We start from the raw sequence: 13,556 nt of genomic DNA on the forward strand, positions 1-13,556 counted from the left end.
AGAGAGAAGGCGGTGTCCGGTGTTCTGTCCGCTCAGTAGCCCTTTCGGCTCCCTGCGTCAGGAACCGGCCAGGTACGCCTCGATGGCCTTAGCGATGGCCTGCGCGTAGTGCGCCCGGCCCGCCGCGGACGACATCTGGCTGGCCTCGTCGGCGTTGCGCATGTTGCCGCATTCGACGAGCACGGCCGGCCGCGTCGACAGGTTGAGCCCGGCCAGGTCGCTTCGCGGCGAAAGGCCCGCCGAACCGATGTACGTGGAGGTGGCGAAGCCGTCGTCGCGGATTCCGTCGCGCATGATGCGGGCCAGCTTCAGCGACGGTTCGCCCTGCGCGGCGTTCAACGGCGGGGCCGAGTACGCGACATGGAAGCCGTGCGCGGTCGGCGAAGTGGCGCCGTCGGCGTGGATCGACACCACGGCGTCGGCGTTCGCGTCGTTGCCGATCTTCGCGCGCTCGTCGACGCACGGGCCGACGCCGGAGTCGTTCTGCCGGGTGTAGACGACCTTGATTCCCTTGGCCGCCAACGCGTTCCCGACCTCCTGCGCGACGGCGAAGGTGAAGGCGTGCTCCGGATACCCGGCGTTGGTCGACGTGCCGGTGGTGTTGCACGGCTTCGTCTGCCCGCGCCCGGCGGGCACCTGCCGGTTGATCTCGCCAGGGTGCGACGCGTTGCCGCCGTTGTGGCCGGGATCGAGGACCACGACCTTGCCCGAGCCGACCGGCGGCGCCGCGGACGTCGAAGGCGGACTCGAGGACGAGGACGGCGCCGGTGGCGGGCTGGACGACGCCGAGCTGGGCGGCGGGGTCGCCGACGTCGGCGCGGCGGCCGGGGAGGGAGGCGTCCCGCCGCCGCCGGAACACGCTGTGAGCAGCAGCAGGCCGGTCAGCAGCGGGAGGGTCTTCGCACGCACGCGACCACGGTGCCACAGCATCCGCGTGCCGCCAGGGCGGACGCGCCGGGCGCGCGGCTAGGCTGGGGAGGAACACCCAAACGCGGAAGGACCGAGTGCGATCATGGTGCAACCCGGCGGCGGCGGCTTCGACCTGTCGCAGATCATGCAGCAGGCCCAGCAGATGCAGCAGAAGCTGGTGGAAGCCCAGGAGGAACTCGCCAACACCGAGGTCACCGGCACCGCGGGCGGCGGACTGGTCACCGCGACGGTGTCCGGCGACAGCCAGCTGAAGAGCCTCGCCATCGACCCGAAGGTGGTCGACCCGGACGACGTCGAAACCCTGGCCGACCTGGTGGTCGCCGCGGTGCGCGACGCGTCGGCGAGCGCGCAGAAGCTCACCGAACAGAAGCTGGGCCCGCTGGCGGGCGGCCTCGGCGGCGGCATGCCGGACCTCGGCAGCCTCGGCTTCGGCGGCTGACACTTGTACGAGGGTGTCGTCCAGGACCTGATCGACGAACTGGGCCGGTTGCCCGGCGTCGGTCCGAAGAGTGCCCAGCGCATCGCGTTCCACCTGCTGGCCGCCGACCCGGCGGACATCGCGCGGCTGCAGGACGTGCTGGGCAAGGTCAAGGAAGGCGTGCAGTTCTGCGAGATCTGCGGCAACGTCTCGGAACAGGAAACGTGCCGGATCTGCCGCGACGAGCGCCGCGACCTCACGGTCATCTGCGTGGTCGAGGAGCCGAAGGACGTGCTGGCGGTCGAGCGGACCCGCGAGTTCAAGGGCCGCTACCACGTACTGGGCGGCGCGCTGGACCCGCTGTCGGGCATCGGCCCGGAACAGCTGCGGATGCGGCAGCTGCTGCAGCGCATCGGCGAGGCGGACGTCAAGGAGATCATCATCGCGACGGACCCGAACACCGAGGGCGAGGCGACGGCGACCTACCTGGTGCGAATGCTGCGCGACTTCCCCGGGCTTTCGGTGACGCGACTGGCGTCTGGGCTGCCGATGGGCGGAGACCTGGAGTTCGCGGACGAGCTGACCCTAGGCCGCGCCCTATCCGGCCGACGAGCTTTGTAAACCCTCGCCCCCCGTCGCCCCTATCTTGCCAACGCACCCCAAACGCGGGATCGCGTCGGCGTCTGACGGAGCTGCGTGCACGGCCCCCCGGGCCGGGTGCGCAGCTCCGTCAGACGCCGACTTGAAGGCGATCCCGCCCGCGCCGACGAAGTCGGCGCCGAAGACTCAGCAGTAACCGAGCTGTGCCAACGAGTTCACCACGATGTCCGACGGGTGGTACTTGTCCATCCAGGACTCTCCGCGCCGGTTCTGGTACGTGTCGAGGAATTCCTGCAGCCGGTCCGCGCGCATTTCGGTCAGGACGACGTTCTCGCCGATGCCCACGTGCCGTTCCGTGCGGGCTCGGTGGACCGCGCACGGGAGGCCCAGGTAGCCGCATTCTTCCTGCAGGCCGCCGGAGTCGGTGACCACGTACTCGGCGCGCGCGACGAGCGGCAGGAACTTCAGGTACCGCATCTTCGGCTGCGCGATGAACTTGTCGTCGAAGAGATCGTCCAAGCCCAGCGACCGGATCTTCTCCCGCTCCGGCGCACCGGCCAGGTACAGGATCGGCATCGTGCGGCTCTGCGCGCGCAGGATTTCCAGCACCTCGCGGTATTTGTCCGCCCGCGACACCAGTTCGAACCGGTGCAGCGTCGCCAGGCCGAACTTCTCCGGCAGGCCCGGCACGTCCAGCGGCTGATCGATGACCTGGCGCATCGAGTCGATCGCCGTGTTCGCCTCGGTGTTGACCACGACGCCGCGGGCGCCCCGCAGGTTGTGCACCTCGCGCTCGCTCGGCGAGAAGTGGATGTCCACGAGCTTTCCGGCGATTTTGCGGTTCAGTTCCTCCGGCAGCGGCGAGAGAATGCTGCCCGACCGCGTGCCCGCCTCGATGTGCCCGACGCGTGCCTTCAGGATCTTCTTCCCGAGCAACGCCCCGTACGGCGTGGTGAACGTGTCGCCGTGCACCAGCACCAGCGGCGGACGGCCGTCCGAGGCCAGCCGGGCGCGGAGTTCGGCGCGGCGGCTCCACGCGGTGCGCAGGACCTGCGCGGCCCAGCCGGGGACCTGCGCGGGGGATTCGAGGTTGTGCGCCCGTTCCCGTGGCACGAACCACAGCGCGGGGTCCGGCAGCTTCAGATCCGAGAGCACGTCCGCGACCTCGTCCACGTGCTGTGCGGTGAACCAGATCTCCGGTTTCGCTCCGCGCTCGGCGACGCGGTGGAACACCGGCGCGATTTTGATCAGTTCCGCGGTGGTGCCGACAACGAACGAAATCACCGTGGATTACCCAATCTCCGGACCGGCCGCAGCCGGGTAAACAGCAGGTCAACGCCGCGGGTCAGGATGCTGCGCACTCTGTCCCGGCCGGTACAGGGTAGCCTCGCCGGCGTGAGTGCGAATCCGCCCCTCCCGTCGCTCAGCGTCGTGATTCCGGTCTACAACGAGCAAGACTGGATCGACCGCAGCGTCGGCGCGCTGATCGCCTCGGCCGAGGCGGCGCGGTGGCCGGTGGAAATCCTCGTCGTGGACGACGGGAGCACCGACGACACCCCCTCCCGGCTCGCTCGGCTGCGCGACCGGCACGGCATCACCGTGCTGAGCCAGGCCAACAGCGGCCGGTTCGAGGCCCGCCGGGCCGGGATGGCGAAGGCGTCCGGCGAATGGCTGCTGCTGCTGGACAGCCGGGTCATCGTGGACGCCGGCAGTCTCGTTTTCCTGCGGGACCAGCTGACCGAACACCCCGAACGCACGGCCTGGAACGGCCACATCAACGTCGCTTCCGAGCACAATCCTTACGCCGGTTTCATGGCCGGTCTGGTCGCGTTTTCGTGGCGCAAGTACTTCGCGGATCCGAAGCTCACGTCATTCGGCATCGAGGAATTCGACCTCTACCCGAAGGGCACCGGTTTTTTCTGCGCCCGCCGCGATCTGCTCGAGGGCTCGGCCGCCGCTTTCGAATCGCTGTACGACGACGTCCGGCTGGCCAGTGACGACACCCGCATGCTGCGCTGGATCGCCGAACGCGCGCGCATTCACCTGTCCCCGCAGTTCGCCGGGACTTACCACGGCCGCGATTCGCTCAAGAAGTTCTGGGCGCAATCGTTCTTCCGCGGCACCACGTACGTGGATTCCTACCTCGGTTCGCCGGGGCCGGCGCGCACCGCGCTGTTCGGCGCGCTCGCGGTCGGCGCGGTCGGTGCCGGGCTGGCCGTGAAGAAGCCGAAAACGACCGCCGCGCTCGGGATCGCCGGGTCGGCGGCGGCCGCCGCGGCGGTCAAGAAGTGCGGGGCGAGCACCGCCGAGGCGCGTGCGGTCGGCACCTTGCTGCCGGTGTTCGCGGTCGGATTCGGCTCGGGCGTGCTCCGCGGTCTGTCCCTCGCCCTGCGCGCCCGGCTGCGGCGCCGATGAGCGTGGCGGACACCGGCGAGGCGGCCAACGGGGTCGTCCGGGACACCCATCGCACCGCGGGCAAGCTCGGCGGCTCGCTGGTCGCGGCGATCCTCCTCGGCTACGTCCTCACCGTCGCCTGCGCGCGGCTGCTGCCCCCGGACCAGTACGCCACTTTCCTCACGTTCTGGGGCCTGCTGATGGGCCTCGGCAGCGCGTTGTCCCCGCTGGAGCAGGAGCTCTCCCGGCAATCCGCGACGGCCGCGCTGACCGGCGGCGTGGCCGGTCGCGGGGCACTGCGCGCGGTGGCCGTCTCGGCGACGGCCGCGGCGGCGTTCGGGCTGGCGCTGCTCATCCCTCCGATCAACGACCGGCTGTTCCACGGCAGCTGGGAACTCGCGCTGGTGGTGGTGGCCGGCGGGATCGCGTTCGCCTGCCAGTTCGGCGTCCGCGGCCTGCTGATCGGCCAGCACCAGGTCAAGCACTTCGCCTGGCTGATCGTCGCCGAACCCGCGGTCCGCGCGCTGGTGCTGGGCCTGCTGGTGCTCGCCACCGCCTACCGGCTGGTGCCGCTGGCGCTGGCGGTCGCGGCCGGATCGTTCGCCTGGCTGCTGTTCACCCGGCAGGCGTGGCGGCTGCTGGACGTCCGCGCCGACGGCGACGGCTGGGCGGTGACCAGCCGCCGGATGCTCATGCTGCTGCTCGGAGCGGCGCTCACCGCGACGGTCATCACCGGGTATCCCGCGCTGGTCGGCCTGCTCGCCCCCGGCGGCGACCGGGACAAGCTCGGCGCGGTGTTCGCCGCGCTGGTCATCGCCCGGCTGCCGCTGACGCTGGTCGCGCCGGTGCAATCGCTCGCCGTGCCGTTCGTGGTGCGGCTCTCCGCCACCGCAGACGGCAGGCACCGGTTGCGCCGGGTGCTGCTGCTGGGCACCTTCGCCGCGCTCGCGCTGGCCGCGCTCGGCGCGCTGGTCGGCATGCTGGTCGGCCCGTGGGCGGTGGAACTCGTCTACGGCGCCGACTACCAGGTCGACGGCTGGGCGGTCGCCGGGCTCGTGTGGTCCTCGGTGCTGCTGGTCCCGATGCAGTTGCTCACCGCCGTGCTGGTGGCGCGCGCCCAGGCGAACCGAGTGCTGGTCACCTGGGCAGTGGTCGCGGTCACGGCTTCGGCGTTGCTGCTCGCCATTCCGGGCGACACCGTGCTGCGCGCCGTCGTTTCGCTCGCCGTCGCGCCGATGGCCGGGCTCGCCGTCGTACTGGTGTTCGTACTCGCCAATTCGCCCGCGAAGGCAACCTCCGACACGGATGAAGCGTGTTCTTAGCGGCGCAGTAGTGTGAGTTCCGAGCCGCCGGTTCCCGGTGCGCCTCGGATGGCGAAAGCCGGTCAGGTTTGGATTCGAATTCGATGAACGTTGTTTTGGTGCTGCTTGCATTCTGGGTGCCTGGGCTCGTTTTCGGAGCGGCCATCCAGTTGCGCGGGTGGACGCTCGCCGCGGCGGCCCCGCTGCTGACGTTCGGCGTCATCGCGCTCGGCGTCCCGGTGCTGGGCGGCCTCGGCATCCGCTGGTCGCTGCTCAACGTCGTGGGGTGGACGCTGGTGCTCGCCGTCGTCGGCTTCGGGCTGGCGTTCGCGGTGCGGCGGCTGCGGGTTCGCCGGCACCCGGACTGGACGGGCGAGGACCTGGAGAAGCTGCCGCTGCGCGACCACCTCGTGATGGCGGCGGGCGTGCTCGTCGCGCTGGGCGTGGGCACCGTCACTTTCTTGCGCGGCACCAACGGAATCAACACCGTCCAGCAGGGCTGGGACGCGCCTTTTCACGGCAACCTGGTCCGCTGGATCGCCGAACACGGCGACGCCCGGCCGTCCACTGTGGGCACCATCGCCAACCTGCCGAACCAGGCCAACTACTTCTACCCGGACACGTATCACGCCTTGCTCGCGCTGGTTTTCGGCAAGGGCGGGCTGACCATGATGCCCACGCTGAACCTGGCCGCGCTCGCGGTGATCTTCACCGTGCCGTTCGGGGTCGCCGCGCTGTGCCGGGTCTGGGGCATGCCCGCGCTCGGCGCCGCCGCGGCCGCCGCGGTCAGCACGTGGTTCAGCGCTTTCCCGTACGACTCGCTGTGGCGCGGCCCGCTGTGGCCCTATGTCGCCGGCGTCGCGTTGATTCCGGCGATGCTGGCGCTCGGCCGTTGCCTGCTGAAGCCGAACGGCATCGCCGGCCCGGTCGCGATCGGGGTCGGGGTGGCCGGGTTGTGCGGTCTGCACACCAGCGTCGTGTTCGTGGTCGTTGTTTATTTCCTGCTCATTCTCGTCGCCGTGCTGTGCCGTTTCGAGAAGATCGAATGGCGGCGCAGCCTGTCCTCGCTGATCGCGACCGGCGTGCTGGCGGTCGCGCTCGGCGTGCCGCTGGTGCTGCCCTCGCTGTACAACGCCGGCGGGGTGACGAGCGCGTACTGGGCGCCGGAGACCACGCTCGCCGGCGGCTTTGGCCAGACGATCACGTTTTCTCCGATGTCGGACTTCCCGCAGTGGTGGATCGGCGTGCCTGCGTTCGCCGGGCTCGTCCTGCTGGTGCGGCACCGGCGGATGCTGTGGCTGGTCGGCGCGTACGTCGTGTTCGGCGGCCTGTTCATGCTGACGGTGTCCATCAACTCGCCGATCATGCAGACGCTGACCAGCATCTTCTACAACGACCACTGGCGGATCGCCGCGCTGGTGCCGCTGGCGGGCGCGGTCGCGTTCGGAGAATTCGCGCACACCGCGGCCGCCTGGTTCGCGCGGAAGGCGCAGCCGCGGGTCAAGCTCGCCCCGGCCGCCCTCGGATTGGTCGGCCTCGTCCTGCTCGGACTGGTGTGCGGCGGCTTGAGCAAGGGCGGCTACGTCGGCCGCAACGCGTCCCGGCTGGCCGCCACCTACCAGGACGGGCCGACCGTGTCGAAAGGCGAGGAAGCCGCCTATGCCTGGCTCGGCCAGCACACCGTGCCGGGCGAGCGGGTGATGAACGACCGCGCCGACGGTTCGGCGTGGATGTACGCGCTGGCCGGGGTCCAGCCGGTCGAGTGGACCTTCTACGGGGCCGAGGCGAACACCAAGGCCGCCTACCTGAGCGCGTGGGTCAACGACATCGACAAGTACCCGCGGGTCCGGGCGGACCTCACCGATCTGCGGGTGCGCTATCTCATCCAGGGCAAGGGGAAGGCCGCGGAAAACGCGATCGATTCCGTCGGCGTGACGCGAGTCCGGCCCGGCCCGGAATTCCGCGTGGTATTCCACAACGAGGACGCGACGATTTACGAAATCACCGGACAGTCCGGCGTGACCGGCCCTACCACCGCGAACGGTCAGTGAGCGGTTATGGTGGCTGCCGTGTCCAGCACATCCGTGAGCACTCGACGTGTGCTCATCGTGATGCCTGCGCTCAATGAGCAAGACAGCATTTCCGCGGTGCTCGACCAGGTCAAGCAGTCCCTGCCGACCGCGGACGTGCTCGTGGTCGACGACGGTTCGACCGACCGCACCGCCGAACTCGCCCGCGGCCGCGGGGTCCGGGTGGCCCGGCTGTCGGTGAACCTGGGCGTGGGCGGCGCGATGCGCACCGGTTTCCGCTACGCCGCCGCGCGCGGCTACGACGCCGTCGTCCAGGTCGACGCCGACGGCCAGCACGACCCGGAAGAGGTCGGCGCCTTGCTGCAGCTGCTCGACGAGGGCGCTGACATCGCGATCGGCTCCCGGTTCGCCGGCAAGGGCGACTACCGCGCGGTCGGGCCGCGCAAGTACGCGATGGTCGTGCTGTCGCTGGTGTTCAGCCGGCTGTCGGGCAGCAAGCTCACCGACGTCACCTCCGGGTTCAAGGCGATGGGCCCGCGCGCGATCCGGCTGTTCGCCGGCTACTACCCGGCCGAGTACCTCGGCGACACGATCGAGGCGCTGGTGATGGCGATCCGGGCGAAGCTGTCCATTCGCGAGACCCCGGTGGTCATGCGCGAACGGGCGGGCGGCAGGCCGAGCCATTCGCCGGTCAAGTCCGCGGTGTACCTGGGCCGGGCGGGGCTGGCCCTGCTGCTCGCGCTGGTGCGCCGTCGTCCGTCCGTTGACTCGTCCGACGCGGCGTAGGGAGGCTGCATGGCAGGCTGGCAGGTACTGAGCATCGTCATCGCGGCTCTGGTGCTGCTCGTCGTCATCGAGATGATGCGGCGGCGGAAGCTGCGCGAGAAGTACGCCGGCATCTGGCTCGTGGTGGCCATCGGCGTGGTGGTGCTCGCGGTGGTCCCGCCGGTCGCGGAGTTCCTCGCGCATCTGACCGGGGTCGCCACCCCGTCGAACTTCGTCTTCTTCCTGGCCGGAGTGGTCCTCGCGCTGGTGGCGCTGCAGCTTTCGAGCGAGGTCGGGCACCTGGAGGAAGAGGTGCGGACCGCGGTCGAGGAAACCGCGTTGCTGCGCTGCGAACTCGAAGACACCCAGCGCGCCCTCGAAGCGCGCATCGCCGAACTGGAGAAGCGCACGTCCGCGCCGGACAACGTGGACGGCCTGCCCGAAGCGAGCCCGGCACGCTCTCGCTGATCTCCGCGCTCCTCGCCGCTCCGCCCCGGCTCGGCGGCGTCCGGGTGCTCGCCATCGACGGTCCGTCCGGGGCTGGCAAGTCCACTCTCGCCGCCGAGACGGTCGAAGCTCTCGGTGCGCGCGCCGCGCTGGTCAGCACGGACGCCTTCGCCACCTGGGACGATCCCGTCGCGTGGTGGCCGCGACTGGAGGACGGCGTGCTGACGCCGCTGGCACAGGGCCGGCCCGGAGAGTATCGGCGGATGGACTGGACCTCCGGAACTCCGCGTCCCGGCGAGCTGGTGCGCGTCGAGGTTCCCGAGGTGCTGGTGCTGGAAGGCGTGTCGAGCGGCCGCCGCGCGTTGCGGTCCCGGCTGTCGTGGCTGTGCTGGATCGAGGGCGGCACCGAAGACGAGCGGTTGTCCCGCGCGGTCGCCCGAGACGGCGAGGCAGCGCGCGCCGAACTGCGCCGGTGGCAGTTGTTCGAACGCGGCTGGTTCGCGGTGGACGGCACGCGCCAGGCCGCGGACCAGCTGGTCTGAACAACCGGAATCCCCGCTCGACCTTCGGTTCGCGCGGCCGAAAGCCGCTATTGCGCGAATGCGCGAGCGCCGGAAACTCGAGTACATTCGGGCGCTTTAAGTGTCCTTCGCGGGCACCTTCGAGCGTCCGGCCGGAGGGGTTCCGGAACATCCACGGCACCCGGAACGGACAACCCGGCCGGTTACGCCAATCGGGTGAGCAAACCACCACTCAACGTACTAAACCGGCGCATTTCGCTACGCAGCGCGCACATTTGCCGACACGTTGCGGTCAATTTGGGGTTTACGTAGCGCGATCGTAACCTCACGTGCTTAAGCGGAGGCCGAGTTCCCGCTAGTGTCACCGAACACACCGATCGCACTGGTCTTCCCGAACTGACCGCCGACGACGGTGCATTTCGAGACACCGAACATTCCCAAGGGGTGCCAGATGCAGCAATTGCGGCTGACCCGAACACGCCGGGCAGCTCTGATCGGGCTCGCGGGCGCGCTCGCGGTCTCGCTGTCCGCGTGTGCGGAATCGAAGCGCGACGAGGCCGGAGGCGGTGGGTCCGGAGGCACCATGGTCTTCGGCAACACCGGCAACCCGAAGATGTTCGACCCGATCTTCAACGACGAGGGCGAGACGTTCCGGATCACCCGGCAGATGCTGGACACGCTGATCCAGAACAAGCCGGGCACCGCGGAGCTGGCCCCGTCGCTCGCCACGAAGTGGACGCCGAGCAACGACGGCAAGACCTGGACCTTCGACCTCAAGCAGGGCGTGAAGTTCAGCGACGGCACCCCGTTCGACGCCAAGGCCGTCTGCTTCAACTTCGATCGCTGGTACAACATGAAGGGCGCCACCGCCCAGAGCCAGATGATCTACTACGGCGACGTCTTCGAGGGCTTCGCGCACAACGAGGGCACCACCAAGGGCCAGCCCGTCTACAAGAGCTGCGAGGCGAAGGACGACCACACCGCGGTTCTGAACCTGACCCGCGCGAAGGGCGCCTTCCCGGCCGCGTTCACGCTGCCGTCGTTCGCCATCCAGAGCCCGACCGCGCTGCAGAAGTACAACGCGGACAAGATCACCGGCTCCGGCACGTCGATCACGTATCCGGAGTACGGCTACAAGCACCCGACCGGCACCGGCCCGTTCAAGTTCGACAGCTGGGACCAGGGCAACGGCCAGATCACCTTGGTGCGCAACGAGACCAGCACGATGCCGCAGCCGGCGAAGCTGGACAAGCTCGTGTTCAAGGTGATCCCGGACGAGAACGCCCGCAAGCAGGCGCTCAAGGCCGGCGACATCAACGGCTACGACTTCCCGGCCCCCGCGGACTACGGGCTGCTGCGCAACGACGGCGAGCAGGTGCTCATCCGCCCGTCGTTCAACGTGCTCTACCTGGGCATCAACCAGAAGGGCAACCCGCTGCTCAAGAACGACAACGTCCGCAAGGCGCTGGCGTACGGCATCAACCGGGAGCAGTTCGTCCGCTCGAAGCTGGCCGAGGGTTCCGAGGTCGCGACCGAGTTCGTGCCGAAGGCGATCAACGGCTACACCGACGACGTCGCCAAGTACCCGTACGACCCGGCCAAGGCCAAGCAGCTGCTGAAGGACGCCGGTGCCGAGGGCATGACGCTGAAGTTCTACTACCCGACCGAGGTCACTCGGCCCTACATGCCGAACCCGGCCGACACCTACACCGCGATTTCCGAGGACCTGAAGGCCATCGGCATCAACGTGCAGCCGGTCGCCGAGTCGTGGAACGGCGGGTACAAGGACGACGTGCAGCAGAACGGCAAGCAGGACATCCACCTGCTCGGCTGGACCGGTGACTACAACGACGCGGGCAACTTCGTCGGCACCTTCTTCGGCCGCCCGAAGCCGGAATTCGGCTTCGACAACCCGGATCTGTTCAAGGCGCTCGAAGACGCCGACGCCGCGCCGGCCGGCGACGCGCACACCAAGGCGTACCAGGAAGCCAACAAGAAGATCATGGACTACCTGCCCGCCATCCCGATCGCCTACCCGACGCCGGCGATCGTGGTCGGCCCGAAGATCAAGGGCGTGGTGGCCAGCCCGCTCACCGACGAACGCTTCGACAACGTCACGATCGGCTGACGTGCTCCACTGAGCAGCCAGGCCAAGGGCAGGTGCTACCGCGCCTGCCCTTGGCCTCGTTCCCGGGCTGTACACAAAGGACTACTCGTGCTCCGTTTCCTCGTGCGTCGGCTGCTACAAGCGATCCCGACGCTGCTCATCCTGTCCATTCTGGTGTTCGCCTGGTTGCGTTCCCTCCCCGGCGGGCCCGCGTCCGCGCTGCTCGGGGACAAGGCGACCCCGGAAAAACTGGCGAACCTGAACCACGTGCTCGGCCTTGACCAGCCGATTTTCGTGCAGTACTTCAAATTCCTCGGCCGCGCGGTCACCGGCGATTTCGGCTATTCGCTCGTGTCGTCCCGTCCGGTGATGTCGGAGATCGGCACGTTCCTTCCGGCCACCATCGAACTGGGCATCACGGCGATGATCATCGCGGTGGTGTTCGGCATTTCGTTCGGCTACCTCGCCGCCCGGTTCCGCGGGCAGCTCGTCGACAACGTCATCATCGTGCTGACGCTGGTCGGCGTCGCGGTGCCGATCTTCTTCCTCGGCTACATGATGCAGGACCTGCTCGCCTCGCCGTTCGGCCTGCCGTCCCAAGGCAGGCAGGCTCCCGGCATCAACGCCACCGTCGTGACGCATTTCGCCATTCTCGACGGAATGATGACCGGCGAATGGGACGCGGTGTGGGACGCGATCAAGCACCTCATTCTTCCCGCGCTCGCGCTCGCCACCATTCCGCTCGCGGTGATCACCCGGATCACCCGCGCGTCGGTGCTCGACGTGTTCAACGAGGACTTCATCCGCACCGCGAACTCGAAGGGCCTTACCCAGCCCGTGGTCCGCCAGCGGCACGTGCTGCGCAACGCCCTGCTGCCGGTGATCACCACGATCGGCCTGCAGACCGGCGCGCTGCTCGGCGGCGCCGTGCTGACCGAGCGAGTGTTCAACTTCCGCGGCCTCGGATTCCTTCTCGCCGAAGGGATCGACAAGCGGGACTACCCGCGGCTGCAGGCGCTGCTGCTTCTCGGGGCACTGGTCTACGTGCTCGTGAACATGCTCGTGGACATTTCCTACGGGCTCATCGACCCGAGGGTGCGTGTGCGGTGAACACTCTGCTGAACAAGAAGAAAGAACCGATCGACAAGCTCGCCGCGGCTTCGGCGGGCGGGCGGAGCCTCGGCGCCGAGGCGCTGCGCCGGATGCTGCGCAGCCCGGTGGCGATCGTCGGCGGCGTGATCACCCTGCTGTTCCTGCTGCTGGCGATTTTCGCGCCGCTGCTCGCACCGAAGGACCCGCAGGTCCGGTACCTGCAGGACAAGGTCGTGCTCGGCCGGGGCATCATCCCGGGCGCCCAGCCCGGTTTCCCGCTCGGCGTCGACGACTTCGGCCGCGACTTCCTGTCCCGGCTGCTGATCGGCGCGCAGCAGACGCTGCTGGTCGGCGTGCTCGCCACGGTGATCGGCGTGCTGCTCGGCGCGCTCATCGGCGGGCTCGCGGGTGCGTTCGGCGGCTGGGTCGACACCGTCCTCATGCGGGTGGTCGACGTGCTGCTGGCGTTTCCCTCGCTGCTGCTGGCGATTTCGATCGCGGCGCTGTTCGCGAAGCCGAGCCAGTGGACGGTGATCATCGCGGTGTCGATCATCGGCGTGCCGATTTTCGCCCGTCTGCTGCGGGGTTCGATGCTCGCCCAGCGCGAGGCGGACCACGTGCTGGCGGCGACGTCGCTCGGCGTGAAGCGGACGACAATCGTGTTCCGGCACATGCTGCCGAACTCGCTCGGCCCGGTGATCGTGCAGGCGACGCTGACGCTGGCGACCGCGATCCTGGAGGCCGCGGCGCTGTCGTTCCTCGGTCTCGGCGACCCGGACCCGACCCGCGCGGAGTGGGGATTGATGCTGGGCAACGCTTCCCAGCACTTCCTCGACATCCGGCCCGAGCTGGCCTACTACCCGGCGATCGCGATCATCATCGTGGCGCTCGGGTTCACCCTGCTCGGCGAGTCCCTCCGCGAAGCCCTCGACCCGAAGAACCGGCGGTGAC

The 13,556-nt window shown here is 69.1% G+C and carries 13 protein-coding genes; 11 read left to right on the forward strand and 2 right to left on the reverse strand.

Annotated features, from left to right (window positions below; all coding sequences use genetic code 11):
• Window positions 1-57 precede the first annotated feature (57 nt).
• Window positions 58-909 (reverse strand): N-acetylmuramoyl-L-alanine amidase, encoded by an 852-nt coding sequence (locus L942_RS16815; protein ID WP_440201322.1) that lies wholly within the window; start codon window positions 907-909, stop codon window positions 58-60.
• A gap of 103 nt (window positions 910-1,012) precedes the next feature.
• Here L942_RS16815 and L942_RS16820 point away from each other — a divergent pair, with 103 nt between their 5' ends.
• Window positions 1,013-1,369, forward strand: a complete 357-nt coding sequence (locus L942_RS16820; protein WP_037361325.1) for a YbaB/EbfC family nucleoid-associated protein — start codon at window positions 1,013-1,015, stop codon at window positions 1,367-1,369.
• A gap of 3 nt (window positions 1,370-1,372) precedes the next feature.
• Window positions 1,373-1,969, forward strand: coding sequence for a recombination mediator RecR (gene recR / locus L942_RS16825; RefSeq protein ID WP_009084581.1), 597 nt, complete (start codon window positions 1,373-1,375; stop codon window positions 1,967-1,969).
• A 165-nt stretch (window positions 1,970-2,134) separates the two neighbouring features.
• Here the strand turns inward: recR and L942_RS16830 are convergent, their stop codons facing one another.
• The gene (locus L942_RS16830; RefSeq protein WP_037361327.1) at window positions 2,135-3,232 is read right to left on the reverse strand and encodes a UDP-N-acetylglucosamine 2-epimerase; all 1,098 of its coding nucleotides are present in this window, start codon (window positions 3,230-3,232) and stop codon (window positions 2,135-2,137) included.
• 111 nt (window positions 3,233-3,343) lie between these two features.
• On the opposite strand from L942_RS16830, the gene L942_RS16835 reads away from it, so the two are divergent.
• From L942_RS16835 to L942_RS16875, 9 genes are all read left to right on the forward strand, one after another.
• Window positions 3,344-4,363, forward strand: coding sequence for a glycosyltransferase family 2 protein (locus L942_RS16835; protein WP_037361330.1), 1,020 nt, complete (start codon window positions 3,344-3,346; stop codon window positions 4,361-4,363).
• Window positions 4,360-5,664, forward strand: a complete 1,305-nt coding sequence (locus L942_RS16840) for a hypothetical protein (RefSeq protein WP_051166040.1) — start codon at window positions 4,360-4,362, stop codon at window positions 5,662-5,664. Before L942_RS16835 ends, L942_RS16840 begins: the two co-directional genes overlap by 4 nt.
• 83 nt (window positions 5,665-5,747) lie before the next feature.
• The gene (locus L942_RS16845; RefSeq protein WP_037361445.1) at window positions 5,748-7,694 is read left to right on the forward strand and encodes a DUF6541 family protein; all 1,947 of its coding nucleotides are present in this window, start codon (window positions 5,748-5,750) and stop codon (window positions 7,692-7,694) included.
• A gap of 6 nt (window positions 7,695-7,700) precedes the next feature.
• A complete protein-coding gene (locus L942_RS16850) occupies window positions 7,701-8,459 on the forward strand; it encodes a glycosyltransferase family 2 protein (protein ID WP_051166041.1) in 759 nt (252 codons plus the stop codon).
• 9 nt (window positions 8,460-8,468) lie between these two features.
• Window positions 8,469-8,906, forward strand: a complete 438-nt coding sequence (locus L942_RS16855) for a DUF2304 domain-containing protein (protein ID WP_037361336.1) — start codon at window positions 8,469-8,471, stop codon at window positions 8,904-8,906.
• Window positions 8,907-8,950: 44 nt separating this feature from the next.
• Complete coding sequence (locus L942_RS16860) at window positions 8,951-9,427, forward strand: uridine kinase family protein (RefSeq protein WP_037361337.1); 477 nt, start codon at window positions 8,951-8,953, stop codon at window positions 9,425-9,427.
• Between the two features lie 430 nt (window positions 9,428-9,857).
• Entirely contained in the window at window positions 9,858-11,534 is a 1,677-nt protein-coding gene (locus L942_RS16865; protein WP_051166042.1) for an ABC transporter substrate-binding protein, read from the forward strand.
• An 87-nt stretch (window positions 11,535-11,621) separates the two neighbouring features.
• Entirely contained in the window at window positions 11,622-12,623 is a 1,002-nt protein-coding gene (locus tag L942_RS16870) for an ABC transporter permease (RefSeq protein WP_037361339.1), read from the forward strand.
• On the forward strand, window positions 12,620-13,555 hold the full coding sequence (locus L942_RS16875) for an ABC transporter permease (RefSeq protein ID WP_037361342.1): 936 nt from the start codon (window positions 12,620-12,622) through the stop codon (window positions 13,553-13,555). Before L942_RS16870 ends, L942_RS16875 begins: the two co-directional genes overlap by 4 nt.
• Window position 13,556: the final 1 nt, after the last annotated feature.

It is taken from the genome of Amycolatopsis orientalis DSM 43388 (assembly GCF_000411975.1).
In the GTDB taxonomy this organism is placed as follows: Bacteria; Actinomycetota; Actinomycetes; order Mycobacteriales; family Pseudonocardiaceae; genus Amycolatopsis; species Amycolatopsis orientalis_D.

Coding starts and splice junctions, on each gene's coding strand:
- L942_RS16820 (WP_037361325.1), top strand. CDS start 1,013: ATGGTGCAACCCGGCGGCGGCGGCTTCGACCTGTCGCAGATCATGCAG.
- L942_RS16840 (WP_051166040.1), top strand. CDS start 4,360: ATGAGCGTGGCGGACACCGGCGAGGCGGCCAACGGGGTCGTCCGGGAC.
- L942_RS16845 (WP_037361445.1), top strand. CDS start 5,748: ATGAACGTTGTTTTGGTGCTGCTTGCATTCTGGGTGCCTGGGCTCGTT.
- L942_RS16850 (WP_051166041.1), top strand. CDS start 7,701: ATGGTGGCTGCCGTGTCCAGCACATCCGTGAGCACTCGACGTGTGCTC.
- L942_RS16855 (WP_037361336.1), top strand. CDS start 8,469: ATGGCAGGCTGGCAGGTACTGAGCATCGTCATCGCGGCTCTGGTGCTG.
- L942_RS16865 (WP_051166042.1), top strand. CDS start 9,858: ATGCAGCAATTGCGGCTGACCCGAACACGCCGGGCAGCTCTGATCGGG.